The 26,848-nt window shown below is 71.3% G+C and carries 26 protein-coding genes and 1 tRNA gene; 8 read left to right on the top strand and 19 right to left on the bottom strand.

Annotation, left to right across the window (positions count from 1 at the left end; translation table 11 throughout):
- Positions 1 to 107 precede the first annotated feature (107 nt).
- Both CRYAR_RS05965 and CRYAR_RS05960 read left to right on the top strand, forming a co-directional pair.
- The gene (locus tag CRYAR_RS05965; protein ID WP_035848938.1) at positions 108 to 4,355 is read left to right on the top strand and encodes a HAMP domain-containing protein; all 4,248 of its coding nucleotides are present in this window, start codon (positions 108 to 110) and stop codon (positions 4,353 to 4,355) included.
- Positions 4,313 to 4,939: a response regulator gene (locus CRYAR_RS05960; RefSeq protein WP_157017402.1), complete on the top strand. Its 627-nt coding sequence runs from the start codon at positions 4,313 to 4,315 to the stop codon at positions 4,937 to 4,939. The genes CRYAR_RS05965 and CRYAR_RS05960 overlap by 43 nt, the downstream gene beginning before the upstream one ends.
- On the opposite strand, the gene CRYAR_RS05955 is transcribed toward CRYAR_RS05960, so the two are convergent.
- Both CRYAR_RS05955 and CRYAR_RS05950 read right to left on the bottom strand, forming a co-directional pair.
- Entirely contained in the window at positions 4,936 to 6,837 is a 1,902-nt protein-coding gene (locus CRYAR_RS05955) for a copper resistance CopC/CopD family protein (protein WP_035848936.1), read from the bottom strand. The two genes, CRYAR_RS05960 and CRYAR_RS05955, sit on opposite strands and share 4 nt — an antisense overlap.
- Before the next feature lie 29 nt (positions 6,838 to 6,866).
- Positions 6,867 to 7,595, bottom strand: a complete 729-nt coding sequence (locus tag CRYAR_RS05950; protein ID WP_157017400.1) for a zf-HC2 domain-containing protein — start codon at positions 7,593 to 7,595, stop codon at positions 6,867 to 6,869.
- A gap of 40 nt (positions 7,596 to 7,635) precedes the next feature.
- On the opposite strand from CRYAR_RS05950, the gene CRYAR_RS05945 reads away from it, so the two are divergent.
- The 3 genes from CRYAR_RS05945 to CRYAR_RS05935 all read left to right on the top strand — a co-directional run bounded on the left by CRYAR_RS05945 (position 7,636) and on the right by CRYAR_RS05935 (position 9,842).
- A complete protein-coding gene (locus tag CRYAR_RS05945; protein ID WP_035848932.1) occupies positions 7,636 to 8,157 on the top strand; it encodes a sigma-70 family RNA polymerase sigma factor in 522 nt (173 codons plus the stop codon).
- 441 nt (positions 8,158 to 8,598) lie between these two features.
- Positions 8,599 to 9,120: a DoxX family protein gene (locus tag CRYAR_RS05940; RefSeq protein ID WP_035848931.1), complete on the top strand. Its 522-nt coding sequence runs from the start codon at positions 8,599 to 8,601 to the stop codon at positions 9,118 to 9,120.
- Positions 9,117 to 9,842, top strand: coding sequence for a DsbA family protein (locus CRYAR_RS05935; RefSeq protein WP_035848930.1), 726 nt, complete (start codon positions 9,117 to 9,119; stop codon positions 9,840 to 9,842). Before CRYAR_RS05940 ends, CRYAR_RS05935 begins: the two co-directional genes overlap by 4 nt.
- Here CRYAR_RS05935 and CRYAR_RS05930 read toward each other — a convergent pair.
- From CRYAR_RS05930 to CRYAR_RS05915, 4 genes are read right to left on the bottom strand one after another with little or no spacing between them, the layout of a single operon-like run.
- A complete protein-coding gene (locus CRYAR_RS05930; protein ID WP_035848929.1) occupies positions 9,839 to 10,585 on the bottom strand; it encodes an energy-coupling factor ABC transporter ATP-binding protein in 747 nt (248 codons plus the stop codon). The genes CRYAR_RS05935 and CRYAR_RS05930 overlap by 4 nt on opposite strands.
- Positions 10,570 to 11,334 (bottom strand): cobalt ECF transporter T component CbiQ, encoded by a 765-nt coding sequence (gene cbiQ, locus CRYAR_RS05925; protein WP_035848928.1) that lies wholly within the window; start codon positions 11,332 to 11,334, stop codon positions 10,570 to 10,572. Before cbiQ ends, CRYAR_RS05930 begins: the two co-directional genes overlap by 16 nt.
- 2 nt (positions 11,335 to 11,336) lie before the next feature.
- Positions 11,337 to 11,696, bottom strand: coding sequence for a PDGLE domain-containing protein (locus tag CRYAR_RS05920; RefSeq protein ID WP_035848926.1), 360 nt, complete (start codon positions 11,694 to 11,696; stop codon positions 11,337 to 11,339).
- On the bottom strand, positions 11,693 to 12,379 hold the full coding sequence (locus CRYAR_RS05915; protein ID WP_035860907.1) for an energy-coupling factor ABC transporter permease: 687 nt from the start codon (positions 12,377 to 12,379) through the stop codon (positions 11,693 to 11,695). The genes CRYAR_RS05920 and CRYAR_RS05915 overlap by 4 nt, the downstream gene beginning before the upstream one ends.
- 188 nt (positions 12,380 to 12,567) lie before the next feature.
- Between CRYAR_RS05915 and bcp the strand changes: the two genes are divergently transcribed.
- Positions 12,568 to 13,044 (top strand): thioredoxin-dependent thiol peroxidase, encoded by a 477-nt coding sequence (gene bcp / locus CRYAR_RS05910; RefSeq protein WP_035848925.1) that lies wholly within the window; start codon positions 12,568 to 12,570, stop codon positions 13,042 to 13,044.
- A gap of 57 nt (positions 13,045 to 13,101) precedes the next feature.
- A tRNA-Leu gene (locus tag CRYAR_RS05905) sits at positions 13,102 to 13,188 on the top strand.
- Between the two features lie 361 nt (positions 13,189 to 13,549).
- Here the strand turns inward: CRYAR_RS05905 and CRYAR_RS05900 are convergent.
- The 7 genes from CRYAR_RS05900 to CRYAR_RS05870 all read right to left on the bottom strand — a co-directional run bounded on the left by CRYAR_RS05900 (position 13,550) and on the right by CRYAR_RS05870 (position 19,554).
- Positions 13,550 to 13,765: a hypothetical protein gene (locus CRYAR_RS05900; protein ID WP_035848924.1), complete on the bottom strand. Its 216-nt coding sequence runs from the start codon at positions 13,763 to 13,765 to the stop codon at positions 13,550 to 13,552.
- Between the two features lie 85 nt (positions 13,766 to 13,850).
- Positions 13,851 to 15,041: a mechanosensitive ion channel family protein gene (locus CRYAR_RS05895; protein ID WP_211247283.1), complete on the bottom strand. Its 1,191-nt coding sequence runs from the start codon at positions 15,039 to 15,041 to the stop codon at positions 13,851 to 13,853.
- An 81-nt stretch (positions 15,042 to 15,122) separates the two neighbouring features.
- Entirely contained in the window at positions 15,123 to 15,731 is a 609-nt protein-coding gene (gene rdgB / locus CRYAR_RS05890; RefSeq protein WP_035860902.1) for an RdgB/HAM1 family non-canonical purine NTP pyrophosphatase, read from the bottom strand.
- Between the two features lie 2 nt (positions 15,732 to 15,733).
- Complete coding sequence (gene rph / locus CRYAR_RS05885; protein WP_051569805.1) at positions 15,734 to 16,492, bottom strand: ribonuclease PH; 759 nt, start codon at positions 16,490 to 16,492, stop codon at positions 15,734 to 15,736.
- Positions 16,493 to 16,502: 10 nt separating this feature from the next.
- On the bottom strand, positions 16,503 to 17,309 hold the full coding sequence (locus CRYAR_RS05880) for an SGNH/GDSL hydrolase family protein (protein ID WP_051569804.1): 807 nt from the start codon (positions 17,307 to 17,309) through the stop codon (positions 16,503 to 16,505).
- Positions 17,267 to 18,430: a glycosyltransferase gene (locus tag CRYAR_RS05875; protein WP_035848923.1), complete on the bottom strand. Its 1,164-nt coding sequence runs from the start codon at positions 18,428 to 18,430 to the stop codon at positions 17,267 to 17,269. Before CRYAR_RS05875 ends, CRYAR_RS05880 begins: the two co-directional genes overlap by 43 nt.
- Positions 18,427 to 19,554, bottom strand: a complete 1,128-nt coding sequence (locus CRYAR_RS05870) for a glycosyltransferase family 4 protein (protein ID WP_035848920.1) — start codon at positions 19,552 to 19,554, stop codon at positions 18,427 to 18,429. Before CRYAR_RS05870 ends, CRYAR_RS05875 begins: the two co-directional genes overlap by 4 nt.
- A gap of 308 nt (positions 19,555 to 19,862) precedes the next feature.
- Here CRYAR_RS05870 and CRYAR_RS05865 point away from each other — a divergent pair, with 308 nt between their 5' ends.
- Positions 19,863 to 20,570: an MBL fold metallo-hydrolase gene (locus CRYAR_RS05865; protein ID WP_157017398.1), complete on the top strand. Its 708-nt coding sequence runs from the start codon at positions 19,863 to 19,865 to the stop codon at positions 20,568 to 20,570.
- Between the two features lie 46 nt (positions 20,571 to 20,616).
- On the opposite strand, the gene CRYAR_RS05860 is transcribed toward CRYAR_RS05865, so the two are convergent.
- From CRYAR_RS05860 to egtA, 6 genes are all read right to left on the bottom strand, one after another.
- Positions 20,617 to 21,375: an MBL fold metallo-hydrolase gene (locus tag CRYAR_RS05860; RefSeq protein ID WP_035848919.1), complete on the bottom strand. Its 759-nt coding sequence runs from the start codon at positions 21,373 to 21,375 to the stop codon at positions 20,617 to 20,619.
- Positions 21,372 to 22,199 carry a glutamate racemase gene (gene murI / locus CRYAR_RS05855; RefSeq protein ID WP_035848917.1) on the bottom strand — a complete coding sequence of 276 codons (828 nt, stop codon included), beginning with the start codon at positions 22,197 to 22,199 and terminating at the stop codon, positions 21,372 to 21,374. Before murI ends, CRYAR_RS05860 begins: the two co-directional genes overlap by 4 nt.
- Positions 22,200 to 22,318: 119 nt before the next feature.
- Positions 22,319 to 23,296: an L-histidine N(alpha)-methyltransferase gene (gene egtD, locus CRYAR_RS05850; protein WP_035848914.1), complete on the bottom strand. Its 978-nt coding sequence runs from the start codon at positions 23,294 to 23,296 to the stop codon at positions 22,319 to 22,321.
- A complete protein-coding gene (gene egtC, locus CRYAR_RS05845) occupies positions 23,296 to 24,045 on the bottom strand; it encodes an ergothioneine biosynthesis protein EgtC (protein ID WP_035860892.1) in 750 nt (249 codons plus the stop codon). The genes egtD and egtC overlap by 1 nt, the downstream gene beginning before the upstream one ends.
- Entirely contained in the window at positions 24,038 to 25,339 is a 1,302-nt protein-coding gene (gene egtB / locus CRYAR_RS05840; RefSeq protein ID WP_035848909.1) for an ergothioneine biosynthesis protein EgtB, read from the bottom strand. Before egtB ends, egtC begins: the two co-directional genes overlap by 8 nt.
- Entirely contained in the window at positions 25,339 to 26,676 is a 1,338-nt protein-coding gene (gene egtA, locus CRYAR_RS05835) for an ergothioneine biosynthesis glutamate--cysteine ligase EgtA (RefSeq protein WP_051569802.1), read from the bottom strand. The genes egtB and egtA overlap by 1 nt, the downstream gene beginning before the upstream one ends.
- Positions 26,677 to 26,848 lie beyond the last annotated feature (172 nt).

Below are 26,848 nucleotides of genomic sequence, written 5' to 3'. Positions count from 1 at the left end.
GCGAGATGAGGCACACGATGACGACAGCTGAACGGGGCAGGCGGTCCCGCCGTCCCGAAGAGCTCGGGTCAGCGCCCGCCGACAACGGCGGGGCTCAGAACGGCACGATGCTCGCTGAACGCCCCCAGATCGTCCGTGAGCTGACCGCCGCGCTCGAGCTGCTCCGCAAGGGCGACTTCAGCGTGCGGCTCCCCCGGCGCGACGGTGAGGACGCTGAGCTCTCGGAGCTCTTCAACGACGTCGCGACCCGGATGGACCAACGAAATCGCGAGTTCGAACGGGTCAGCCGCGTGGTCGGCCGCGACGGGCGGATGACCGAGCGGGTCGACGAGTCGATCGGCCTCGGCGACTGGGCGACCGGCGCGCAGGCGATCAACTCGCTGATCGACGACCTGGCCCGTCCCACCACCGAGGTGGCCAGGGTCATCGACGCGGTGGCCCGCGGCGACCTCACCCAGCAGATGGCGCTGGAGATCGCGGGTCAGCCGCTCAAGGGTGAGTTCCTGCGCATCGGCACCACCGTGAACCGCATGGTGGACCAGCTCTCGTCGTTCGCCGACGAGGTCACCCGGGTGGCCCGCGAAGTGGGCACCGAGGGCAAGCTGGGCGGTCAGGCGCAGGTCCGGGGGGTGTCCGGGGTCTGGCGGGAGCTCACCGACAACGTGAACTCGATGGCCGGCAACCTCACCGGCCAGGTGCGCAACATCGCGCAGGTCACCACCGCCGTCGCCCGTGGTGACCTGACCCAGAAGATCACCGTGGACGCCCGCGGCGAGATCCTGGAAGTGAAGAGCACGGTCAACACGATGGTCGACCAGCTCTCCGCGTTCGCCGACGAGGTCACCCGGGTGGCCCGCGAAGTGGGCACCGAGGGCAAGCTCGGCGGCCAGGCGCACGTCCGCGGCGTCTCCGGGACGTGGAAAGAGCTGACCGAGAACGTCAACCAGCTGGCGCAGAACCTGACCGGCCAGGTGCGCAACATCGCCCAGGTCACCACCGCGGTCGCCAAGGGCGACCTGACCCAGAAGATCACCGTCGACGCCCGCGGCGAGATCCTCGAGCTCAAAGACACCGTGAACACGATGGTGGACCAGCTCTCGAGCTTCGCCGACGAAGTGACCCGGGTGGCCGGTGAAGTGGGCACCGAGGGCAAACTGGGTGGTCAGGCCAAGGTGCGCGGGGTGTCCGGCACCTGGCAGGAACTCACGAACAACGTGAACCAGCTGGCCGGGAACCTCACCGGCCAGGTGCGCAACATCGCCCAGGTCACCACCGCGGTCGCCAAGGGCGACCTCACCCAGAAGATCACCGTCGACGCCCGCGGCGAGATCCTCGAGCTGAAGAACACCGTCAACACGATGGTGGACCAGCTCTCGAGCTTCGCCGACGAAGTGACCCGGGTGGCCCGCGAAGTGGGCACCGACGGCAAGCTCGGCGGCCAGGCCCAGGTGCGCGGCGTCTCCGGCACCTGGCAGGAACTCACCGACAACGTGAACCAGCTCGCCGGCAACCTCACCGGCCAGGTCCGCAACATCGCGTCGGTCACCACGGCTGTCGCGAAGGGCGACCTCACCCAGAAGATCACCGTCGACGCCCAGGGCGAGATCCTCGAGCTCAAGAACACCGTCAACACGATGGTCGACCAGCTCGGGTCGTTCGCCGACGAAGTGACCCGGGTGGCCCGCGAAGTGGGCACCGACGGCAAGCTCGGCGGCCAGGCCCAGGTGCGCGGCGTCTCCGGCACCTGGCGGGAGCTCACCGACAACGTGAACTCGATGGCCGGCAACCTGACCAGCCAGGTCCGGAACATCGCCCAGGTCACCACCGCGGTCGCGAAGGGCGACCTGGGCCAGAAGATCACGGTCGACGCCCAGGGCGAGATCCTCGAGCTCAAGAACACCGTCAACACGATGGTGGACCAGCTGAGCTCGTTCGCCAACGAGGTGACGCGAGTCGCCCGCGAGGTGGGCACCGAGGGCAAGCTGGGTGGTCAGGCCGAGGTGCGTGACGTCTCCGGCACCTGGCGCGACCTGACCCAGAGCGTGAACATCCTGGCCGGCAACCTCACCACCCAGGTCCGCGCGATCGCGGAGGTCGCGACCGCGGTGACCCGGGGCGACCTGTCCCAGGCGATCGCCGTGGAGACGCAGGGTGAGCTCGCCGAGCTCAAGGACAACATCAACCAGATGATCGGCAACCTCAAGGACACGACCACCAAGAACGCGGAACAGGACTGGCTGAAGAGCAACCTGGCCCGCATCGGTGCTCAGCTCCAGGGGCAGCGCGACCTGCGTCAGGTCTGCCAGATGATCATGAGCGAGATCACCCCGGTGGTCGACGCCCAGCAGGGCGCGTTCTTCCTCCTGGAGGCCACCCGGGAGGGCCTGCGGCTGCGGCTGGCGTCGTCCTACGGGTACGCGCCGCGCCGCGGCGAGTCGGTGCTGTCGCTGGGCGAGGGCCTGGTCGGCCAGGCCGCGGTCGAGCGTCGGTCGATCCGGGTCGAGCAGACGCCGGCCGGCTACCTGACGATCGGCTCCGGGCTGGGTGAGGCTCCGCCGGCCGACCTGGTGATCGTTCCGGTGCTGTTCGAGGAGCGGGTGCTCGGCGTCATCGAGCTGGCCAGCTTCAAGAACTTCTCCGACCTGCACATGAGCTTCCTGCAGCAGCTCGTCGACACGCTCGGCGTCGTGCTGAACACGATCATCGCGAACGCGCGCACCGAGGAACTGCTGGCGCAGTCGCAGCGGCTGACCCAGGAACTCCAGGCGCAGTCGATGGAGTTGCAGCGCACGAACGCCGAGCTGCAGGAGAAGGCGGCGTTGCTCTCCGAGCAGAACCGCAACATCGAGATCAAGAACCGCGAGATCGAGATGGCGCGGCTGGGTCTGGAGGAGAAGGCCGAGCAGCTGGCGCTCTCCAGCCAGTACAAGACCGAGTTCATGGCGAACATGAGCCACGAGCTGCGGACGCCGCTGAACTCGCTGCTGGTGCTGGCCCGGCTGCTGGCCGAGAACACCGAGTCGAACCTCACCGGCCGCCAGATCGAGTTCGCCCGGACGATCCACGACGCCGGCTGGGACCTGCTGACGCTGATCAACGACATCCTGGACCTGTCCAAGGTCGAGGCGGGCAAAATGGACGTCCACGCCGGCCGGGTCGCGCTCGACGACGTCTGCGGGTACGTCGAGCAGACGTTCCGGGCCCAGTCCGAGCTCAAGGGGCTGCGGTTCGCGGTCGATCGCGGGCCGGGCGTCCCGGAGCAGCTGTTCACCGACGAGCAGCGTCTGCAGCAGATCCTCAAGAACCTGCTGTCGAACGCGGTGAAGTTCACCGACGCGGGCACGGTCACGCTCTCGATCCACGTCGGCCCGGAGGACATGCTGTTCGCCAGCCCGACGCTGAACGCCGCCGACCGCGTCGTCGCGTTCGCGGTGACCGACACCGGCATCGGCGTCGCAGCCGACAAGCTCAAGCTGATCTTCGACCCGTTCCAGCAGGCCGACGGCTCCACCAGCCGCAAGTACGGCGGCACCGGCCTGGGCCTGTCGATCTCCCGGGAGATCGCGCGGGTGCTCGGCGGATCGATCACGGTGCAGAGCGACGTCGGGCGCGGCAGCACGTTCACGCTGTACCTGCCGGAGCGCTACCCCGGCGAGGCCGCGGAGCCCGGTAGCGGCCTCGAGCGGCTGCCGGAGGAGGACTCCCAGCAGATCTTCTCGTCCTCGACCTACTCCGGGCCGCTGCGCAGCGCCCCCACCAGCATCGTGGACGCCGAGGACATCGGGGCCGCGATCATCACCCAGGGCGCGAGCTCGGCCCGTCCGACGCCGCCGGAGCTGTCGGCGCCGGTGAGCTACGAGGAGAAGCCGCGTCCGCCGGCTCCGATGCCGCGGCAGGTGGAGCCCTCCCGTCCGCCGCGGGGCCGGACCGGCCCGACCGTCGATACCTCGGTACTGGCCGGACGCACCGTGCTGATCGTCGACGACGACGTCAGGAACGTCTTCGCGCTGACCTCCGCGCTGGAGTTGCACGGGCTCACCGTGCTCTACGCCGACAACGGCGCGGCCGGCATCGCGATGCTGCAGGCCCACCCGGAGGTGGACCTCGTCCTGATGGACGTCATGATGCCCGACATGGACGGTAACGAGACGACAGCGGCGATCCGGAAGATGCCCGGGTTCAGCGAACTGCCGATCCTGTTCCTCACCGCGAAAGCGATGCCGGGCGATCGGGACAAGAGTCTCGCCGCGGGAGCGAGCGACTACATCACGAAGCCGGTCGATCTCGATCGGCTGCTCCGATTGATGGCCGGGTGGGTCACCCGCGACGCGGGCGCGCCCGGACCTGCCGCGTGAGCACTGAACGCAAGCGGGCGAAGGTCCTCCTGGTCGACGACCGCCCCGAGAACCTGCTCGTCCTGGAAGCGATCCTGCAGGGCCTGGACCACGACCTGGTCACCGCGCCGTCGGGTGAGGAGGCGCTGAAGCGTCTGCTCACCGACGACTTCGCGGTGATCCTGCTCGACGTCCAAATGCCGGGTATGGACGGTTTCGAGACGGCGGAGCACATCAAGCGCCGGGAACGCACCCGGCACATCCCGATCGTGTTCCTCACCGCGATCGACCGGAAGCCGCACCACGCGTTCCGCGGCTACGCCACCGGGGCGGTCGACTACCTGGCGAAGCCGTTCGACCCGTGGGTGCTGCGGGCGAAGGTCAGCGTGTTCATCGACCTGTGGGAGAAGAACCGGCTGCTGCTGGAGCGCACGGAGCTGCTCCAGCAGCGCGTGCACTCCACCGAGGTGGCGTCGACCGAGCGGGGTAGCGCCCTGGACCGGGCGCGCCTCCGCGTCCAGGAGGCGCTGGCCCGGTGCGAGGCGACCGACCCGGAGACAGCGGAGCTGCTCCGGGCCGCCCTCCACGACCTCGACTCGATCTAGCGGATCGTGATCGTCTTCTCGACGCTGTACTGGTCGATGTCGGACGTGCGAGCCGTGAACACGAACTTCCAGTCACCGGCGATCGGCAGTTCGACCTGACCCACCGCGTGGTTCTCGGTGAGCGGTAGCGCGACGACGTCCGTGGACACGTTCGCCTTCGCCAGCTCGGCCGAACCGCTCCACTCCTCGACCTTGACCGGCAGGCCGTTCTTGTCGAAGAGCGTGAGGTGCAGTTCGTTGCGTCCGATCCGGGCCGGCAGGTCGATCTGCAGCACGTTCGGGCCCAGGTCGACCTGGGCGCTGTAGGGCAGAGCGGCGGCCGCCGCGGCGGCGTCGTCGGCGCTGCGGGCCGGGGCCACCTGCACCAGGGCGGTGGCCAGCGCGAGCACGACCGCACCGAGCGCGACCTCGATCGCGACGCGCGAGCGCAGGCGCCGCACCTCGTCGGAGGCGCGTCCGGAGGCGGAGAAGTCGGCGCTTTCCGGCTCCGGCTCCTTGGCCTTCTTCGCCGCCGCCTTGGTCGTGGTCTTCTTCGCGGCCGTCTTCGCCGCGGTCTTCGCGGCCGTCTTGGTGGTCGCGGCGGACTTCTCGGACTTCTCGGACTTCGTGGCCTCCTTCGGAGGCGTCTCGGCGTCTTCGGCGGCGAAGGCATAGGCCACTGGGACGCCGAAGCGGCGGTTGATCCAGGCCCGCGCGTTCGCGGCCACCACCATGATCGCGCCGAGCCAGATCACCTTCGTCAGCACGAGCTGCCCGTAGGTGGTGTTGACCAGCCGGTCGATGCCCCGGAACCCACCGATCTCGAGGAACGTCTCGATCGCACCGCTGAACACCAGCGCGCCGACCGCCCAGAACGCCCACCGCGACCAGACCGGCAGGATCACCTCGAGCTCGCGGTACTTGGCCCGCGGCAGCAGGTAGAACGCCAGCACGACGAGCCCGCCGAGCCAGACCGCCATCGACCCCACGTGCAGCGTGATCGCCGGCACCGACACGATCGGCGCGGGCGACTGGCCGGCGTGCCCCGCGAACGGGAACGTGATCAGCAGGGCCACTCCGAGCACCCCGACCAGCACCCGGTCGACCGGGCCGGCCCAGCCGGGCGCGTCACCGCCCTTGGCCGCCGGGCGCAACACCCGGATCAACACCGGGATCGCGGCGACGAGCAACGCCAGCCGGATCAGCAGCGCGCGCCCGACCGTCTCGTCGATCGCCTCGCCGATACCGCTCACCGAGACGTCCGCGAGCGTGCCGCCGTCCGCGTACGGCGCCTGCATCACGAGCACGCCGAGCGTCCCGGCCGCGAGCAGACCCCAGCCGATCCAGGCCACCCGTCGCGGGCCGGCCGTGGCCAGCCGCCGGGGCCAGAGCCCGAGCACGATCACCAGCGGCCCGGTGAGCAGGACGAGCCCGGCGTAGGCGACGTACCGGCTGACCGACTGCACTCCGCGGACACCGTTGTCCACCGACGCCGACGCGGTGCCGGAGTTGACCTCCGAGGCCTTCGCGCCCAGCGCCGACGGCACCCGGGAACTGAACGTGTAGCCGCCCGAGACCGGGTGCCCGTCGGCGGAGATGACCCGGTAGCTGACCAGGTAGGTGCCGTCGGCGAGGCCGGACTTGAGCGGGATGCGCACGCGTGCGCCGCCGTTCACGGTCGTCGGCTCGCCCTGCACGACGTTCGCACCGTCCGGGGCGATGACCTTGATCCGGCCCTTGACCGGCGTCACCCGCTCACTGAAATTCATCGTGACGACGGTCGGCGCGGGGTCGACGATCGAGCCGGTGGGTGGGTCGGTGCCCTCCAGCGTGGCGTGCGCCTGGGCCGGCGACGCACCGAAGCCGATCGCCAGCAGGGCGAACAACGCCACTACGAGCGCTCGCTGGACCTTCCGCACGCGATTCCCCAATCCTGTCGTTCGTGTCGTCATACCTGCCTCGGCAACGGCTCCGGGGCCGTCGGCGTTCGATCGGTGCGCGCCAGGAGCCAGACCAGGGCGGCCTGCACGCCGGCGAGCAGATGGTTCAGCTCGTGTGAGAGTTGGGCGGCTCCGTCGACGACGTCGATCGAACTCGTCAGCAACAGACAACCAGCCAGCGCAACCGCGACCGGCACCAGGGCCCTGGCCCAGGCCGGCCGTCCGGCCACGAACAGGAACCCGATCGCGACCGCGACGTCGAACGACGCCATTTCGCGCCCGGTGTGCAACGCGACGTCCGCGGTGCCCGGTTCGGCGAACAAGGCCGGTAGCGCGAGCAGGAGCTGGGCGACGGCGGAGATCCCCACCGCCCACCGCAGGACCCCGGCGTGCAGGAAACCGGTCCATCCCGCTGCGTCCCCGGCTCGGGACGGCGGGTGGGCGCGGGTGGCGCCGCGGGTGAGCGCGAAGCGGGGGCGGCGGCGGGCCGCGGTGTCGGCGGCGATCGCGGCGAGGACCTGCTCGGTGAGGTCGGGCACGTGGGCGGCCGGCCGTTGGGCCGCGCGTGCGGCGTCGGTGGCCTCGGCGGCGGCCGCGTGCCACGTCCGGCACTCGGCGCACCCGGCGAGGTGGGCGTCGACGTCGGCCCGGTCGGTTCCGGGCTCCTCCCGGTCCGCGAGCGCGGAGAGGGCGAGCCTGATCTGTGCGCACTGCATACGTGGATAGTCGTCCCTCACCGGGCGATGGTTCCCGGAGGTTCGGTCGTACGCTGAATGTGTGCCCGACCTCGACGACGTCACCGAGTGGGCACTGCGCGCCCAGCACGGCGACGCGTTGGCGACCGCGGCGTTCGTCCGGGCCACCCAGCCCGACGTCTGGCGGTTCTGCGCGTCGCTCGTCGACGCGGACGCCGCCGACGACCTCACCCAGGAGACGTACCTGCGGGCGTTCCGCGCCCTGCCGTCGTTCGCGGCGCGCTCCAGCGTGCGCACCTGGCTGCTCGGCATCGCCCGCCGCACCTGCGCCGACCATCTGCGGTCGGTGGTGCGCCGCCGCCGCCTCGACGAGGTGCTGAAAGCGCGCTTCGCGCCGGTCACCCCCGATCCCTCGGGCACCGCGGACGCCACCGACCTGCTCGCCCGGCTCTCGACCGAGCGCCGCTCGGCGTTCGTCCTCACCCAGCTCGTCGGTCTCTCCTACCAGGAGGCGGCGGCCGTGGAGGGCGTCCCGGTCGGCACGATCCGCTCGCGAGTCGCACGAGCCCGCGACGACCTGGTCAACGCCCTCACGTCGGCGTGAAAGGACCCCCTGGAAGAGGGGCGTCTCCCAGGGGGTCCTTGGACCGGCAGGTCACGCGCGTCCAGCCGGTCGTTCCGATCGCGATGCACCTCCGCGCAGGCAAAGGTTTTCAGCCGTGGTCCAGGTTCCCCTGTCTCCCAACCCGGACCACGACCGCCACCGCTCCCACCCGCAACCCCGGGTCGCCCACCTCCGACGGACCGGAACCGCGCTGCGGTGAACTCAGTTCAGCAGGAACGGGCAGTAATCAAAATGGGTTGGGGGCACCATTACGCACTGCTTAATGTCGGCTTGAGAGATCTCGGGCTTCGCGCACATTGAAGTCGGAAACGGTCACAGAACGCCTCGGTCACATCTGCCCCACTACTCTCAATTGACTGCGGAGAGTAACGGTGGCCGGGTGTCGGGAACCGATCGGGCCGCTCGAACGACAAAGTACCGATGACCACGCGAAGCGAACCCGCGCGCCGCGCGCCGGCCTGGTGGCCGGCCGCCCGGTCCTGGCTGCCGCTCGCCGCCCGGCTGATCCTCGGCGGCGTCTGGCTCTGGGCCGGCGGCGCCAAAGCCACCGACCTCGCCGCCTCGGTGCGTGCCGTGCGGGCCTACCAGCTGTTGCCGGACGGGCTCGCGACCGTCGTCGGCGCGGGCCTGCCGTGGCTCGAGATCGTTCTCGGCCTCCTGCTGATCACCGGCGTGGCCGTGCGGTTCGGGTCGATCTTCTCCGCCGCCCTGCTCGTCGTGTTCCTGATCGGCATCGTCTCCGCGGCCGCACGTGGCCTGCGGATCGACTGCGGATGCTTCGGCAGCGGCGGCGAACTCGACCCCGACCAGAGCACCGCGTACACCCTCGAAATTCTCCGCGACAGCGCGTTGCTGCTCGTCGCGCTCGCGCTGGCCCGGTGGCCGCGCGGACGTCTCGCCGTCGACAACTGGATCTCCGGAAGCTGGGAAGACCGCACATGAGTGGGAAAGCGTCGAACCGGGCCCGGCGGGTGGCCGCCGAGCAACTCGCCAAGCAGCGTGCCGCCGAGCGGCGGCGGCGCGCGATCGTCGTCTCGGTGATCGCGCTGGCCGTTCTCGTGCTCGCCGCCGGTATCGGCGTGACGTTCTACCTCTCGAACAAACCCGAGAACGTCGCGCTGCCCAGAGCCGCGACCACCACCGGTCTGACCGTCGGCAAGGACACCGCCCCGGTCACGGTCGACGTCTATCTCGACTTCCAGTGCCCGATCTGCAAGACGTTCGAGGACGAGAGCGGCAAGACGCTGCAGAAGTACGTCGACGAGGGCGTCGTGAAGATCGCCTACCACCCGGTGGCCTACCTCGACCGCTTCTCGTCCGGCACGAAGTACTCGAGCCGATCGTCGGCGGCGTCCGGGTGCGCGTCCGACGCCGGGAAGTTCCCCGAGTTCCTCACCACGCTCTACGCGAACCAGCCCGAAGAAGGCGGTAGCGGGCTGACCGACGCGACGATGGTCAGCCTCGCGGAGAAAGCCGGTATCACCGGGGACACGTTCGAGAAGTGCGTCGAGGATCAGAAGTACGCCGACTGGACCAAATCGGTCACCGACGAAGCGTCCAAGGCCGGCGTCAACGGAACCCCGACCGTGAAGGTGAACGGAACCGCGCTCGAGAGCCCGACGACCGCCGCTCTGACCGCCGCGGTCGACGCCGCGCGGCGTTAGAGGGCGACCGAGGGGTTGAAGCCGTAGGGCAGTTCGAGCCGGTGCTCACGCATCAGCTCGGCGTCCATCAGGAGGTGGGGGGTGGGGGCGTCGGCGACGATGACCCCACCGTCCATCAGCACCGATCGCGGGCAGAGCTCCAGCGCGTACGGCAGGTCGTGGGTGACCATCAGCAGGGTCACGTCGAGGCTCTGCAGGATCTGCGCGAGTTCCCGGCGGCTGGCGGGGTCGAGGTTGCTGGACGGCTCGTCGAGCACGAGGATCTCCGGACGCATCGCGAGCACGGTGGCCACGGCGACACGTCGGCGCTGGCCGAAGCTCAGGTGGTGGGGCGCGCGGTCGGCGAACTCCTGCATGCCGACGGCGGTGAGCGCCTCGGCGACGCGTTCCTGGAGCGCGGCGCCACGCAGGCCAAGGTTCGCCGGCCCGAACGCCACGTCCTCGCCCACGGTGGGCATGAACAGCTGGTCGTCGGGGTCCTGGAAGACGATGCCGACGCGACGCCGGATCTCGGTCAGGTTCTCCTTGGCGACCGGCAGCCCGGCCACCGTGACGCTGCCCGCACCGGCGGTGTGGATGCCGTTGAGGTGCAGCACGAGCGTGGTCTTGCCCGCGCCGTTGGGGCCGAGCAACGCGACCCGCTCGCCCCGGCGGAGGGTGAGGTCGACGCCGAACAGGGCCTGCCTGCCGTCGGGGTAGGCGAAGGCCAGGCCCGCCACTTCCAGGGTTACGTCGTCAGCCACGCCGTAACGCTAACCGCCGCGGCCGCGGCCGGGATCGTCAGCGCGGTGGCCCACTGCCTCGCCGGGGGCCTGGCGCTGGTGGCCGTCGGCAGCGCGCCGGTGTATCCCCGCGACAGCATCGCGACGTAGACCCGCTCGCCGCGCTCGTAGGAACGCAGGAACAGGCTGCCGATCGACGTGGCGAACGCGCGCACCTGCCAGAGGAACCGTGGGTCGTGGCAGCGGGAGAGGCGGGCGATCCGCATGGCCTTCGCGTTGCCGACGATGACGTCGGCGTAGCGCAGCATGAACGTGGCGATCTGCACGATCGGCGCCGGCGTGCGCAGCTGCTGGAGCCCGATCAGCAGGTCGCGACCGTTCGTCGTGGCGGCGAGCAGCAGCGACGCGAAGACCCCGAGGGTGCCTTTCGCGACGATGTTCCAGCCCGCCCAGAGGCCCGGTTCGCTGAGGCTCAGCCCCGCGAGGTGGACGTGCGGCCCGCCCTCGAGGAACGGCAGTACCAGGGCGAGGACGACGAACGGCGTCTCGATGAGGCCACGGGCGGCCAGCCATCCGGCCGGGATGCGCGCGGTGGCCGCCACCGCGGCGAGCAGCACCGCGTAGAGGCCGAAGGCCCAGACCGCTTCGCGCGGGGTCGCGACGACGCTGACCACGAACGCCAGCGCGGCGACGATCTTCACCTCGGACGGCATGCGGTGCACGAGCGAGGCACCGGCGAGGTGCAGCGGATGGGCGTGGCCGGCTCCCACGTCTAGTCCTTCCCGGCCGGGTCGCGGCGGCGGAGGACCCAGAAGAGGCCACCGCCGATCGCCCCGACGAGCAGGACCCCGGCGACACCGGACAGCCCGGTCGAGACGAACGGGTTGTCGATGCCCCGGATGCCGTAGTCGGCCAGCGGCGAGTCGGCGAGGTCATGGTCCTTTGCCGACTTGGCCAGGCAGTCCCCGCCGGTGATCTCGTCGTCGGCGTTGAACGTGCAGCCCTCCCGGGCGGTGGCGTCGAGCCCGTCGGGCTTCGACGACGCCGCCGAGCTGACGACACCGGCCAGCAGCAACGCCACCAGCAGGCCGAGCCCGAGGAAGACCGCGAGTTTCACGCGTCGCCCGCTCATGCGTTGCTCCCGGTGGTGATCAGCAGTGGCTTCTCCCGATACCGACGCAGTACGTACACCAGGTCGGGGCGCACGGCCGCGACGGTCGCCACCGTCGTCGCGGTGATCAGCCCTTCGCCGACGCCGATCAGCAGGTGGACGCCGGCCATCGTGGCCGAGATCGGCCCGAGCGCCTTGTCCACCTCGCCGCCGAGCGCGTACTCGAACACGAAGCCCTGCGACGCGACGACCACGGACACCGTCGCGGCCAGGAACGACGCCACCACGATGCCGAGCCGGCTCTTCGGCAGCACCCGCAGCGCCAGCGCGACCACTCCGTACGCGACGAGCGTCGTGATGATCGCCATGTTCGTGATGTTGAGCCCCAACGCGGACAGCCCGCCATCGGCGAAGAGCAGTGCCTGCACGAGGAGCACGGTCGCGACGCAGAGCGCGCCCACCCACGGCCCGACCAGGATCACCGCGAGCGCACCGCCGAGCAGGTGCCCGCTGACCCCCGGCAGCACCGGGAAGTTGAGCATCTGCACCGCGAAGATGAACGCGGCGACCAGGCCGGCCATCGGCGCCAGGCGGTCGTCGAGGTCACGGCGGGCTCTGACCAGGCATAACGCGATCCAGGCCACGGCGACGGCGCCGAAGAGTGCCGAGACCGGCAGGTTGACGATGCCGTCGGAAACGTGCATCGCGACGGGTGTGCCCGCTGGCTCCACCGCTCCCCCTCGCTTGACCGATACAACTCATCACGCATCATCCCCGCTCTTGCAACTAACCTGCAATAGCCAGCTCCGCGCGCCGCGCACTCCGGCACGGGCACGGCTCGACGGAGCCGCAGCCGAGCACGGGTTCGCAGGGCACGGCTTAGGCTCTGGGCATGACTGCCGCGCCACGCCTCTCTCCCGGCGACCCCGCCCCCGACTTCGAGCTCTCCGACGACCACGGCAACCCCGTACACCTCGCCGACCTGCGCGGTCAGCGCGTGATCCTGTACGCATACCCGTCGGCGATGACGCCCGGCTGCACCAAGCAGGCCTGCGACTTCCGCGACTCCCTCGATTCCCTGAAGGCCGCCGGCCTCGCGGTCATCGGCATCTCCCCCGACAAGCCGGAGAAGCTCGCCAAGTTCCGCGAGAAGGAGTCGCTCACGTTCCCGCTGGTCTCCGACCCGGACAAGAGCGTCCTGACGTCGTACGGCGCCTTCGGCGAGAAGACGATGTACGGCAAGACCGTCACCGGCGTCATCCGCTCGACGTTCGTCATCGACGCCGACGGCAAGATCGAAAAGGCCCAGTACAACGTCAAGGCCACCGGCCACGTGGCGAAGCTCCGCCGCGACCTCGGCCTCGACTGACGGGTCGGCCGGGCTCGACGTGCCCGCAGCCGGCGGCGTGCGTACGATGTCAGCCGAGCGGGAGTGGCGGAAAGGCTAGACGCGCCGGGTTTAGGTCCCGGTGTCCGAAAGGACATGTGGGTTCGACTCCCACCTCCCGCACCACCCCCAGCCGCACCAGCCTCACCCGGTCGGACGGCCGCGCCGTCAGGCTGACGGCCTCCTACTCGTCCACGCGGGTCAGCCGATCGAGAGCGCGTTCCGGGTCGACGACCCGCTGCCGGGAAGGCGTCCCACCGTCCCTGGCCCGGTAGCTCGTGATGCGTGAGACGCCGCTCGTCGGGTGCGGATAAGCACCCGGAGCCGCCGCTCGCGGCGGCTCAGGTGGCTCGGTGCCGCTAGCGCTTGCGGCGGCTGGAGTACGTCACGGCGGCGATGAGGCCGGCTACGCCTCCGCCGAGGATCAGTAAGCAGCACAGCGACGCCAGGACATGCCACGGCTTCAGTCCACCCATGGGGGGAGAACCTACTCGGGTGGGTGGGGCCAGATGAAAGCGATGGCCGCCACCGTGACGCCCGCCGCCAGCAGCAGGATCGCCAGCGACGTCACGCGCCACGGCGTCGTCTCCTGCACGCGGCTCCGGAAAGCGCCCTGGAGCAGCGCTAACACGATCAGCGCGAGGCCTACCACCCCCATGCCGGCGCTGAGCCAGTACAGCACCGTCCGCAGGCCGTCCGACATCGGGTCTCCCTCCGTAGCCGGTGCCATTGTGACCGCTGGGCATCGAGAGCAAACGCGCGCCCTACCGATGGAGGTGGCGAACCCGTCAGGTGTCCTCGGACCGGCCGGCGAAGGCGGCGTTGCGCTCGCGTCCGTCGGCGGAGCCGCTGAAGACGCGGGCGTCGTCGGGCGCGTCGGCGACCGCAGCGGGCCCGAGATCGCGCCCGTTCAGGTTCTCGACCTTGTCGATGCGCACACCGGGGATCCCGGTGACGTCGGCCCGCGAGCGCGGCAACGCCTCCGGGTAGTTCTCACGCAGCCACTGCACCAGCCGCTCGCGCACGTGGCACCGCAGGTCGAACAGCGTGGGGGCGTCGCGCGCGGTCACCAGGGCACGCACCCGCACCATGCCGCCGATCGCGTCGGTCACCTGGAACACGCAGGCCCGGCCGTCCCACAGGTCGGTGCCCTCGCAGACGTGACGCAGCTCGCGACGCATCTCCTCGGTGGGCACGGCCCAGTCGACGTCGATCTCGACCGCGCCGAGCAGCGCGGACTCGTTCCGGGTCCAGTTCTGGAACGGCTTGGTCGTGAAGTACGAGGTCGGCAACGTCAATCGCCGGTCGTCCCAGAGGTGCAGCACGACGTAGCTGAGCGTGATGTCCTCGACCCGGCCCCATTCGCCCTCGACCACGACGACGTCGTCGATGCGCAGCTCGTCGCTGAAGGCCAGCTGGACACCGGCGAAGACGTTGCCGAGCACCGACTGGGCGGCGAGCCCGGCCACGACACCGGCGATACCGGCGGAGGCCAGCAGCGACGCACCGGCGGCCCGGGCGGTCGGGAACGTCACGAGCACCGCGCCGACCGCGACGACGACCACCACCGCGACCGTGACCCGCCGCACGACCATGATCTGGGTGTGCACCCGGCGGTTGCGCTTGTTGTTCTCCACGTCGGTGCGGAATCGCGACAGCGCCGCGTCCTCCAGGATCACCAGCAGCGCACCGACGACCCAGGCGACCGACGCGATCACCAGCACCGTGATCGCGTGCAGTAAAGGTCCGCGCCAGTCACCGCGGGCCGTGGTCGCGTGCAGCGAGCCCTGCACGGCGAGCACCGCCGCCAGGCACTGGACCGGCCGGTGCAGCCGGGCGGCGACCTGCGCGAACAAGGGCGCGCGCCGGCCCAGCCGACGTACCACCACGTGAATGATCTGGACGACGACGAGCGCGACGAGCACGCTCACCGCCGCGGTCACCAGAGTGACGACGGCATCAGGCAGCTCGTCGAACACGAACGGACTCCAATCGGGGTCGGGGACGGCTGCAATCCCCTGAGTAACCCCGATCGTGATTGCCGAAAAGTGACGAACGCGTCAAGCCGACGTCAACGAGGTGGCCAGTACCTCGGCCAGGGACCGGAACGCCTTCCCCCGGTGGCTGATCGCGTCCTTGTCGGCCGGCGTCATCTCCGCGCTGGTCAGCACCGAGCCGGAGGGGACGAAGATCGGGTCGTAACCGAACCCGTTCGTCCCCCGCGGCTCCCGGATCAGCGAGCCCTCCATGCGTCCCTCGACGACGTGCTCTTCGCCACCGGGCAGCACGAGCGCGGCCGCGCACACGAACGCCGCACCCAGCCTCGTGTCGGGCAGGTCCTCGACCTGCTCCAGCACCAGCCGCAGGTTCCGCTCGTCGCTCTTGGGCTTGCCGGCCCAGCGGGCCGAGAGCACACCGGGCATCCCGTTGAGCGCGTCGACCGCGATCCCGGAGTCGTCCGCGATCGCCGGCAGGCCAGACACCTCCGCCGCCTCACGTGCCTTGAGCAGCGCGTTCTCCGCGAACGTCGCGCCGTCCTCGACGGTCTCCGGGTAGGGCGGCACCTCGTCGAGGCCGACGACCTCGACCTGCGGCACCGCCACCGCGAGGATCCGCCGCAGCTCGGCGATCTTCTTCGCGTTGCGGCTGGCCAGCACCACTCGCGTCAGGCTCACGAATCCAACGCCTTCTGCTGAAGAGCCGCCAGCTCGGTGCAGCCCGCGACCGCGAGGTCGAGCAGCGCGTCCAGCTGGTCGCGACCGAACGTGATCGCCTCACCGGTGCCCTGCACCTCGACGAAGTCACCGGAGCCGGTGCAGACCACGTTCATGTCGACGCCGGCCTTGACGTCCTCGTCGTAGTTGAGGTCGAGCCGGGCCTCACCGTCGATGATGCCGACGCTCACCGCCGCGACCGAGTTCTTCAACGCCTTCTTGGGCGACGCCGCCAGCGCGTGGCGCGAGGCCAGCCACTGCACCGCGTCGGCCAGGGCCACGTACGCGCCGGTGATGGCCGCGGTACGGGTGCCGCCGTCGGCCTGCAGCACGTCGCAGTCGAGCGTGATCGTGTTCTCGCCCAACGCCTTGAGGTCCAGGCAGGCCCGCAAGGACCGCCCGATTAGCCGGGAGATCTCGTGGGTGCGGCCGCCGATGCGGCCCTTCACCGACTCGCGGTCGCCACGGGTGTGGGTGGCCCGCGGGAGCATCGCGTACTCGGCCGTGACCCAGCCCAGGCCGCTGCCCTTGCGCCACCGCGGAACACCCTCGACCACGCTGGCCGTGCAGAGCACCCGGGTACGGCCGAACTCGACGAGCACCGACCCCTCGGCATGGTCGGACCAACCACGTTCGAACGAGACCGGGCGGAGCGCGTCGGCGACCCGGCCGTCGGGCCGGTTACCGATCGTGAACACGGTGGAGGAGTCCGTCATGGGCGGCAGCCTATCCCCCGTTCGGGTACCCGGGCTCGCCCCCGTCGCGGCGACGCGAGCGCACCGCCGACCAGAATTCGCGCGCCGCCATCCCCAGCAGATGGGGCACCAGGTCCGTACCCCGGTCGATCACCCACCCGGTGCCCTTCGTGGCCAGCCACCAGACGTGCTCGAACGGCCGGGTGGACCGCCCGCCGCCCGGCTCGGCGGACGGCATCCGCTCGACCGGCAGGCCCCGGGCGCTTAGCGCACCGGCGAACTCGCGGGCCACCACCCGGTGCCCGCGCTCGTTCGGGTGCAGCCGGTCCACGTGCCACGCCGCCCGGTCGGCGACCGCCGGGTGGTCGGCCAGGTCGACGTGCACGGTGCGGTGGCGCTCGGCCACCGACTGCACCGCGCCGTTGAGTTCGAGCGTGCGCCGGCCGAGCGGGCGACGCAGCGCCCCGGGTAACCGCAGCATCCGGCCCGGGTCGGGCATCCGCGCGGTCAGCACCACGGCGCCGGACGCGCACAGCGACCCGACGACGTGGTCGAGCCTGGCCTCGATCGCCGCGGCGTCGAACCCGGGCCGCAGGACGTCGTTCACGCCGACGACCACGCTCGCCACCGTGGGCCGGAACGCCAGCGCCGACGGCAGTTGCTCGTCGAGCACCCGGGCCGTGGTGGCCCCGCTGGCGGCGTAGTTGACGAACGCCGAGGACGACCATCCCTCGGCGAGCAACGCCGCCCACCCACGCCACCCGCCGCCCGGTCGCGGATCACCGAGCCCCTCGGTCACCGAGTCGCCGAGGGCCGCGAAGCGAATGTCCCCGACCACGACTCCACACCCCCTTCGAGCCCGTGCGCGGCGAGCATCCCGCTCACCGCCGTCGCCCAGTCGAAGCGCTGCGCCCGGAACCGCGCGGCGGCCCGCCGGTCGGCCTCCGGACGCGCGGCCAGCTCCAGCACCGCCTCCGCGAAGCGGACCCCGGTGCCCTGGGAGACCGCCACCCCGGCGTCGCCGACGACCTCGCCGAGCGCACCGTCACCGGCCGCGACGACAGGCGTCCCGCAGGCCATCGCTTCCAGCGCCGCCAGGCCGAACGTCTCCGCGGGGCCGGGCGCGAGCACGGCGTCGGCGGTGGCCAGCAGCTGCGCGACGAGGTCGCGGTCGGGCACGAAGCCCAGGAACTTCACCGGCAGGCCGCGGGCCCGGCGCTCCAGTGCGGACCGTCGCGGCCCGTCCCCCACCACGACGAGCACGGCGGGGACGCCACGCGACCGCAACGCCGCCAGCGCGTCCACCGAACGCTCGACCTTCTTCTCGGGCGAGAGCCGCCCACAGTGGACCAGCAGCAGCTCGCTCGGCCGGGCCAGCGTGCCACGCAGAGCGGCCGAGTGCAGACCCGGATGGAACCGCGCGAGATCGACGCCGAGCGGCACCGTGACCAGGCTGGTCGCGCCGATCCGGCGGAATTCGGCCGCGGCGAACGCGGTGGTCGCGACCACGGTGTCGTAGGTGCTCACGGTCCGTTCGTTGAGCGCGTCGGCGATCCGGCGGACCGGCGCCCAGCGCGGCAGCGCCAGGCCGAGCAGCGCGGTCGCGTTCTCGTGCGACACCATCAACGACGGCACACCGCGCCGCCGGGCCCAAGCGCCGGTCCAGCGCAGCGTCGTGCGGTCGGAGACCTCGAGCCGGTCCGGACGGAGCTCGTCGAGCACGGTGATCAGCCGCCGCCGCCCCAGCACGACGCGGTAGCCGCCCATCCACGGCACGGTCGGGCCGGGCAGCGTGATCACCCGGCCCTGCGGGGTGTCCTCGTCGGTGAACCGGGGCCCCGGCACGATCAGCACCGGGTCGTGTCCCTCGGCCCGGTATCCCCGGCCGAGTTCGTGGAGCGCGGTACGCAACCCGCCCGACCGCGGTCCGACAAAATTCGCCAGTCGGACGATCCTCACGCGGCCCGCTCCACCGGAGCGGCGATCGACGAGCCCCGCACGACGTCCCGGTAGTGGCCGATCAGCGCGTCGCCGACCGCGGCCCAGCTCCGCCCGGCCACGGCCGCGCGCCCCGCCGCCCCGAACTCCCGGCGCAACGACGCGTCCGCGACGAGCTCGCGCACCGCGGCCAGGTACGCGCCGGGGTCGTCCGGCGTCACCAGGTAGCCGGTCACGCCCGAGCGCACCAGGTCCACCGGCCCACCGGCGGCCGGCGCCACCACGGGCACCCCGGAGGCCATCGCCTCCTGGACGGTCTGGCAGAACGTCTCGTGGGCGCCGGTGTGCACGAAGACGTCGAGGCTCGCGAACGCGGTCGCCAGGTCCTCGCCGACCACCTCGCCGAGGAAGTGCGCCCGCGGCATCTGCCGCTCCAACGCGGACCGCGCCGGCCCGTCCCCGATGACGACGACGCGGACGCCGGGAAGTTGCGTCACCGGCTCCAGCAGATCCACCCGCTTCTCGGGCGCCAACCGGCCCACGTATCCGACGACGATCTCGTCGGTGCCGAACCGGTCCGACGACCGTTTCCCGGGGTCGAAGCGCACCGCGTCGACTCCCCGGGGCCAGAGCTGCACCGGGCCGATGCCGTGGGCGGCGAGCTCGGTCGCGGTCGCGCTCGACGGCGCCAGCGTCCGCGCGGTCACCCCGTGCACCCGGCGCAACCAGCGCCACGCGGCCGCGCGTCCGGCCCCGAGCTTGTAGAAGCCGGCGAAGCCCGGCACGTCGGTCTGGTAGATCGCCACGGCGGGAAGCCCTTGGCGCGCGGCGGCGAACGCGCCCTGGGCGGCCAGCGCGAACGGCGACGCCAGGTGGACCACGTCCGGGCGGAAGCGGTGCAGCGCACCCGCCACCCGCCGGGTGGGCAGCCCCACCCGGAAACTCGGGTATCCGGGCAGCCCGACGCTCGGCACCCGCACGACGGGGATGTCGGGCAGGGCGGACCGGGGCTCACCCAGCGAGGTGGGTGCCACGACCATCGGCTCGTGCCCACGGGCGAGCAGGTGCTCGACCGTACGCAGCACCGAGTGGGCGACCCCGTTGACGTCCGGCGGATACGACTCCGTGATGATCGCGACACGCATGCCAGTCAGCGTGAGGAGTGCGGCTTTTCCCCTGGTCACCTCCGGATGGCCGGGAGGGGAACTACCGGCCAAAGGTGTCCTCCGACCACCAAGTCGGCTACCTTCTGTGCGCTACGACCGGCGACGAGGCAGGATGGCTCCCACCGGGTTGTCGCAGTGATCGCCCGGACAGCGGAGGTGACGTGCCAACCGACACGCTCAGGTTGGGTGCCGACCTGACGGTGACTACCTTGTGTGACGCCGCCGGAACGTTCCCCGAACCACTCGAGGACGCCTTCCCCGACGCGGGGAACACCGGCCGGTGGCCCATGCATGTGCATTGCCATCTGGTTCGTACACCGACCAGGACTGTGCTCGTCGACGCCGGGATCGGCCCGGAGTGGGCTCCGGCCGGTGAATGGTTCGGCCGGCCCGGGCGTCTGCCCGAGGAACTGGCCGCACTCGGCGTGGAGCCGGAGGAGATCACCGACGTGATCCTCACCCACCTCCACCCCGACCACATCGGCTGGGTCGTGGCCGACGAGGACGACCCCAAGCCGTACTTCGTCAACGCGCGGCACGTGGTGCAGAACGCGGAGCTGAAGTGGCTGCGCGAATCGGGCGAGGAGTACGAGGACCTGTACGACTCCCACATCAAGCCGCTGGTCGACGCGCAGCTGCTGGTCGAGGTCACCGGCGCGGCGACGCTGGACGAGCGGCTGGACCTGGTGCTCGCGCCCGGGCACACGCCGGGCCACCAGTGCCTGCTCGTCGACGCCCCCGACCGGCCGCTGCTGATCACCGGGGACGCGTTCGTGCACCGCGGGCAGATGACCACCGCGGGGCTGGCCTACCGGTACGAAGAGGCGACCGACGACGCGGCGAAGACCCGCCGCCGGCTGCTCTCGGTGGCCGCGGAGCGGGGTGTGCTGCTGGCCCCCTGCCACCTGGACGAAGGCGTCGTCCTGGTCGAATCGGCGAGCGAGGACTCGTTCCGCACCACCGCGATGGCCCGGTGTCCGAACTCGGTGGCATAACCACCTGATTCGGGGTTGTGGCGGGTCGCCCGAGGCAGGCGCGGAGTCAGATGGAGTACTCCGCGCCCGCGTAGGCCAGATCGATGGGACCGGCGAACGACCGCCGGGCCTCCTCCAGCGACTGTTCCGGGTCGCCCCAGGCCTTCACGAAGTGCGTGAGCACCAGCCGGCGCGCGTGCGCCTGCGTCGCGTACTCGCCGGCCTCGAAGCCGGTCAGGTGCAGGTCCGGCGGGTGCGGCTTGTCTTCTAAATAGGACGCTTCGCAGAGGAACAGGTCGACGTCGCGCGCCAGCTTGACCAGCGCGTCTGTGCGCCCGGTGTCGGCCGAGTACGCCATCGCGGTGTCGCCGTGCTCGATGCGGACGCCGAACGTCTCCACCGGGTGATTGACGCGGGCCACCTCCACCGTGAACGGGCCGACCGCGAACCGCCCCGGCTGGAGCGTCTTCACGTCGTACACGTCCTCGACGCTGCCTCCGACGCCCTCCTCCGGGCCGTACATCGACGCGATGCGCTCCCCGGCGCCGGCCGGGCCGTACAGCGGTAGCGGCGGGTGCTTGCCGTCCGGGTCGTACCGGCGGACCACCATGTAGACGCAGGCGTCGGTCATGTGGTCCAAGTGCAGGTGGGACAGCATGATCGCGTCGATGCCGTGCAAACCGGCCGGGTGCCGCTGGAGCGCGCCCATCGCCCCGTTGCCGAAGTCGAGCAGCAACCGGAAGCCGTCGGCCTCGACGATGTACGACGAGCACGGGGAATCCGGACCGGGGAAGCTGCCGGCACACCCCAGGACGGAAAGTTTCATCCGGCCACCTCCAACGATGCGGCTGCGGGCAGCGTAAGGGACGACACCACGGAGGCTTCCGGCCCCAGGAACCGGCGGCCGAGGCGCGCGAACGGCTCGGGATCCCCGGTCGCCAGGAAGCGATGGCGGGGCGGTCCCGCGTCGTCACCGCGGAGAAGGTCGTGTTCGGTGAGCGCCCGGTACACGTCCTTCGCGGTCTCGTCCGCGCTCGACACCAGCGTGACTCCGTCCCCCATCACCAGACTGATCACTCCGGTCAACAAGGGGTAGTGTGTGCACCCCAGCACGAGCGTGTCGACCTCGGCACGCTGCAGCGGTTCCAAATACGCCTGTGCGAGGCCGAGCAGTTGCCTGCCGCTGGTGACGCCGCGCTCGACGAACGAGACGAACTCCGGGCAGGCGACGCCGGTCACGGTGACGCCGGGTGCCGCCGCGAACATGTCCTGGTACGCGCCGCTGGTGATCGTCGCCCTGGTGCCGATCACGCCCACCCGGCCGTTGCGGGTGGCCGCGGCGGCCCGCCGCACCGCCGGGAGCACCACCTCCACCACCGGCACCCGGTAGCGCTCCCTGGCGTCGCGCAGGCAGGCCGCCGACGCGCTGTTGCACGCGATGACGAGCATCTTCACGTCCTGCTCGACCAGGTGGTCGAGCACCTCCAGCGCGAATCGGCGTACCTGCGCGATCGGACGCGGCCCGTACGGCACGTGCGCCGTGTCGCCGACGTAGACCAACTGCTCGTTCGGCAACTGGTCGAGCACCGCACGCGCCACCGTGAGTCCGCCGACCCCTGAGTCGAAAATCCCGATTGGCGCGTCTGTCACGTCGGCGAGACTAACCGGCAGGGGTGGTGGTCTGTCTGTCCGGAAGCTAACTCGACGGCCGATGTCGTGACTCTCACGTACCGGGAGCGACCTGACTCACGCGTTCGACGCGGGGTCGATCACCGCGCGGTGGCCAGGCTCAGGCCGAACCGGCCTTCCTCGTCGGTCCACCAGCGGGTGAGCCCGAAGCCCGCGGCGTCGAGTTCGGCGGCCACCCGCTCGCGGCGGAACTTCGCCGAGATCTCGGTGCGGATCTCCTCCCCGCGGTGGAGGTCGACGGTGAGGTCCACGGCCGGGATGCGCACCCGCATCGCCTGCTGCGCACGCAACCGCATCTCGACCCACTCGTGCTCGGCGTCCCAGCGGGCGACGTGGTCGAACGCCTCGGCCCGGAAGTCGGCCCCGAGCTCGGCGTTGAGGACGTTCAGCACGTTGCGGTTGAACTCCGCGGTGACGCCGCTCGCGTCGTCGTAGGCGGGTAACAGCACGTCGGGTGACTTGACCAGGTCGGTGCCGAGCAGGAGCGTCTCGCCGGGTCGCAGCGCCGCACGCACGTTGCCGAGGAACTGCGCCCGGGTGTCCGGGGCGAGGTTGCCGATCGTGCCACCGAGCAGCGCCACCATCCGGTGCCCGTCGACCGGCAGTAACCCGAGGTGGCGTTCGAAGTCGGCGACCACCGCGTGCACCGCCAGCCCCGGGTAGTCCCAGAGCAGGTTGGCGCTCGCGGTGCGCAGCGCGCCGTCCGAGACGTCGACCGGCACGTAGGTCCGCAGGCTCCCGGTCGCGCGCAGCGCGTCGAGCAGCAGGTGGGTCTTCTCGGCCGAGCCGGCGCCCAGCTCGACCAGGCTGGTGGCCGCGGACGCGGCGGCGATCTCCGCGGCCTCGGCCCGGAGGATCGAGCGCTCGGCCCGCGTCGGGTAGTACTCCGGCAGCCGGGTGATCTCGTCGAACAGGACGCTGCCCCGGTCGTCGTAGAACCAGCGCGGCGGCAGGAACTTCGGCTCCGCGGTCAGTCCGGTGACGACGTCCCGGCGCAGCGTGCTGGCGATGAAGTCGGCGGGCAGGTGGTTCTCGACGGTGAGAGTGGCAGCGACCATCAGGCGACCTCCACGGCTAGTTGTTCGACGGTTACGGCATCGGACGTGGCGACGAGCAGGGAGTTGTCCGGCACGTGGTGCCATCCGGGCTCGTCGTCGGTGGGTTCGGACACGACGAGCACCCCGGCCGGCGACGCCCGCCGCCAGCTGAGCGTGTCGCCCCGGACTGTGGCGGCGATCGTGGTGCCGTCGGTGGCCAGCAGGTTCAGCCGCGCGCCCGGCGCGTCGACCGCGGCGGCCGTCTCGGCGAGCGCGACCGGCAGCGGCACGCCGGACGCGAGCCGGAACCGGGTGTGGGCCCAGAGCAGCGCCGAGTCGGTCGGCGCCTCCAGGCCGACCAGGTACTCCGGCGGCAGGGCGGCCGCGAGGCCGTGCAACGACCCCGGCCACCCCGGTACCGCGCCGTTGTGGCTGAACAGCCACTTGTCCGACGCGAACGGCGCGGCCGCGGCCTCGGCGAAGCCCATCCCCTCGGTGCCGGAGCGCACCGCCGCGAGCACCGCACCGGACCGGACGACCCGGGCGAGGTCGAGCAGGTTCGGATCGCCCCAGATCGGCCGGTCACGCCGGTAGCGGGCCGGGACCGGGTCGCCGGGCGCGTACCAGCCGACGCCGAACCCGTCGGCGTTGACGGTTCCGTGCTGCTGCCGCCGGGGCGCCCAGGACTGGCGGTACAGGCCGTGCTCCGGGGCGATCAGCAGGTCGTGGAGGGTGTGGGCGGGGCCGAGGTAGGCGAGGTGCCTACACATCGCGGGCACACCGGAAGCCGGCGAAGATCTGCCGGCGGATCGGGTAGTCCCAGTTGCGGAACGTGGCCCTGACCGCGGTCGGGTCGGCCGCCCAGGATCCGCCCCGCAGCACCTTGTACTCCGGGCCGAAGAACACCTCGGAGTACTCCGGGTAGGGGAACATCGCGAACCCGGGGTACGGGGTGAAGTCGCTCGACGTCCACTCCCAGACGTCCCCCATCAGGCCGCGGACGCCGAGCGGCGACGTGCCCTCCGGGTAGGCGCCGACCGGGGCGGGCTGCAGGTACGTGCCGCCGAGGTTGGCGTGCTCTGGCCGGGGATCGTCGTCGCCCCAGGGGAAGCGCCGGCTGCGGCCGGTCTCCGGGTCGAAGCGGGCGGCCATCTCCCACTCGGCCTCGGTGGGCAGGCGTTTGCCGGCCCAGCGGGCGTAGGCGTCGGCCTCGTACCAGCAGACGTGCTGGACGGGCTCGTCGGGCGGGATCGGCTCGACGTGGCCGAAGCGGGTACGCGCACCCTCGTCCCAGAACTGGGGCGCGACCAGACCGGCGGTGTTCTTGTAGGCCCAGCCGTCGGCGGTCCACCAGTCGGGGTTGTCGTACCCGCCGGCGTCGATGAAGGCCGCGTACTGGGCGTTGGTGACCGGGTCGGTGTCGATCCAGTACGGCTCGACGCCCACGGCGTGGGCCGGGCGCTCGTTGTCCAGCGCCCACGGCTCGAGGTCGGTGCCCATCAGGAACATGCCGCCGGGGACGTGGACCTCGGGCCGGTCGGGCGCCGACCCGGACGGGGGCGCCGGGGCGTCCAGGACCGGGGCGCCGACACGCAGCTGGTGGGTGGCGAACATCGTCTCCACGTGCTGCTGCTCGTGCTGGACGATCATGCCGAACGCGAACCCGGCCTCGACCAGGCGGCGGCCGGTCAGCGGGGTGCGGTCGAGCACGTCGAGCGCCTTGTCGCGCACCTCGCGCACGTACCGGCGAGCCTCCGCGGGGCTCAGCAGCGGCAGCGACGGCCGGTCGGCGCGCTTGGTGCGGAACGCGTCGTAGATGTCGTCGATGTCCGGACGCACCGGCTCGCGGCCGCCGACGTCCCTGACCAGCCAGAGCTCCTCCTGGCTGCCGATGTGGGCGTAGTCCCAGACCAGCGGCGACATCAGCGGCGAGTGCTGGCGCACCAGCTCGTCGTGGTCGATGTCGGTGAGCCGCCGGCTGCGGTCGCGGGCCCGCTCGAGCTCGGCCGCGATCCGGGTACGCAGCTGATCGGGCGAGTGCCGGAGTTCCTCGATCGCAGTCATCAGCGCTCCAAGTCGAAGCTGTGGGCGAAGTCGTCGAGCTGGTCGTCGGCGGGGGTTCGGCCGCGGAACGTGCGGCGCTCGGCGAAGCGGAGCATCGTGCGGACGCCCGCGGACGGCACGCCCGCGGGCTCCGCGTTCTCCAGCGCCAGCGTCATCAGGTCGGACGCCGCCCGGGCCAGGTTCGGGTCGGTGAGGCCGTCGCGGGCCGCCCGGGCCCAGGCTCCCGGCCAGGTGGGCTCGCCGGTGCGCTCCACCGCGGCGAGCGCGGCGTCGCGGACCCGGGCCGACGAGAGCAGCGTCCAGAGCACCGCCGGTGGCACCCGCCAGTCGTCGCCGGCCTGGGCGTCGAGGTAGCGGACCTCCAGGAAGCCCTTCGCCCGCACCGGCGGGAACAGCGTGCTGAGGTGGTACTCGAGGTCGGCGTAGGTGGCGGGCCGGTCGAGGGCGCCGTCGAGCCAGTCGGCGAACGTGACGCCGGGCGGGGCGTCCCAGCGGTCGGTGTGGTTGGGGAGACAGAGCAGGCCGGCATCGAGCGCGGCCGACGCGTAGGCGGCGCGGGGGTCGGCGGCGGCGTTCACCGCGGTGGTGCGCCCCGGGTCGAGCGTGATCCAGACCCGCTGGCGGGTCGAGTGCCAGCCGGTGGGTGCGCCCGCGTAGAGCGGCGAGTTCGCGAACAGCGCGACGAGCGTCGGGCCGACCGCGTGCAGCAGCCGCCAGCGATCGACCATCGCGTGTTCGCCGTCCTCGGTGCCCGCGTCGACCGAGAGCTGTACCGACGCGGTGGAGCCCATCATCAGACGGCCGGCGGCACCGCCCCGGTCGAAGTACCGCTCCATCGCGGCGTACCGCGCTTTCTGCACGATCCGGGTGGCCGGGCGGTGGGCGTCGATGCCCGAATGGCCCACGGCGAGGCCGTAGCGGGCCAGCGCGCCGCGCAGAGCGTCGGCGTCGGTGCCCGCGGCGGACAGGCAGTCGGCGAACGTGCCCCACGCCTGCGTGGAGAGTTCGACCTGCCCACCGGGCTCGACCGTGACCGTGGATCCGGCCGGTAGCGGCCGGCCGAGGGCCGTCGGATCGGCGGTCGGCGTGGTGAGGACGGGAGGGCTCCAGCTTCCGAGTGCGGAAGCGAGCCGCTCGACCGGGAGAATCGCAGTGGGATCATTGGCGTCGTGGACAAGGCGTTCGAGCTCGATACCGGCCAGCCGAGGGGGGCCGATCTTGAAACAGATTTTGGCGATGAACGCCTCCGCGTCCGCGCGGGTGCGGATCGGTTCGTCGAGCGGCTCCTCGATCCGCGAGGTCGACGCCCTGCTCGACCTGATCGTCGTTTCCGACACGTTGCCACCTCCATGTCGCACTCTTCGAGCCTCAGCGGGCCCGACTCGCCATCGTTACTCGGAAAAGCCGAAGCCGCATCCGCTGCGGCGCGAAAGAGAGGTGTACAAAACCGCCGCCTTCGCACCCGGGGCTGCGTATGCTCCCGGCGTACGTGACGTAAGTGATGGACGT

It is taken from the genome of Cryptosporangium arvum DSM 44712, assembly GCF_000585375.1.
GTDB classification, from domain to species: Bacteria; Actinomycetota; Actinomycetes; order Mycobacteriales; family Cryptosporangiaceae; genus Cryptosporangium; species Cryptosporangium arvum.
Note: the sequence above shows the minus strand (reverse complement) of the source record. Positions and strands in the feature narration are given on the sequence as shown.

What these genes read in the sequence shown, in the direction of transcription:
- CRYAR_RS05965 (WP_035848938.1), top strand. Translation starts at nt 108, where the DNA reads ATGCTCGCTGAACGCCCCCAGATCGTCCGTGAGCTGACCGCCGCGCTC.
- CRYAR_RS05940 (WP_035848931.1), top strand. Translation starts at nt 8,599, where the DNA reads ATGACCACGCGAAGCGAACCCGCGCGCCGCGCGCCGGCCTGGTGGCCG.
- CRYAR_RS05935 (WP_035848930.1), top strand. Translation starts at nt 9,117, where the DNA reads ATGAGTGGGAAAGCGTCGAACCGGGCCCGGCGGGTGGCCGCCGAGCAA.
- CRYAR_RS05920 (WP_035848926.1), bottom strand. Translation starts at nt 11,696, where the DNA reads ATGAGCGGGCGACGCGTGAAACTCGCGGTCTTCCTCGGGCTCGGCCTG.
- CRYAR_RS05915 (WP_035860907.1), bottom strand. Translation starts at nt 12,379, where the DNA reads ATGCACGTTTCCGACGGCATCGTCAACCTGCCGGTCTCGGCACTCTTC.
- bcp (WP_035848925.1), top strand. Translation starts at nt 12,568, where the DNA reads ATGACTGCCGCGCCACGCCTCTCTCCCGGCGACCCCGCCCCCGACTTC.
- CRYAR_RS05900 (WP_035848924.1), bottom strand. Translation starts at nt 13,765, where the DNA reads ATGTCGGACGGCCTGCGGACGGTGCTGTACTGGCTCAGCGCCGGCATG.
- rph (WP_051569805.1), bottom strand. Translation starts at nt 16,492, where the DNA reads ATGACGGACTCCTCCACCGTGTTCACGATCGGTAACCGGCCCGACGGC.
- CRYAR_RS05870 (WP_035848920.1), bottom strand. Translation starts at nt 19,554, where the DNA reads ATGCGTGTCGCGATCATCACGGAGTCGTATCCGCCGGACGTCAACGGG.
- CRYAR_RS05865 (WP_157017398.1), top strand. Translation starts at nt 19,863, where the DNA reads ATGCATGTGCATTGCCATCTGGTTCGTACACCGACCAGGACTGTGCTC.
- CRYAR_RS05860 (WP_035848919.1), bottom strand. Translation starts at nt 21,375, where the DNA reads ATGAAACTTTCCGTCCTGGGGTGTGCCGGCAGCTTCCCCGGTCCGGAT.
- egtD (WP_035848914.1), bottom strand. Translation starts at nt 23,296, where the DNA reads ATGGTCGCTGCCACTCTCACCGTCGAGAACCACCTGCCCGCCGACTTC.
- egtC (WP_035860892.1), bottom strand. Translation starts at nt 24,045, where the DNA reads ATGTGTAGGCACCTCGCCTACCTCGGCCCCGCCCACACCCTCCACGAC.
- egtB (WP_035848909.1), bottom strand. Translation starts at nt 25,339, where the DNA reads ATGACTGCGATCGAGGAACTCCGGCACTCGCCCGATCAGCTGCGTACC.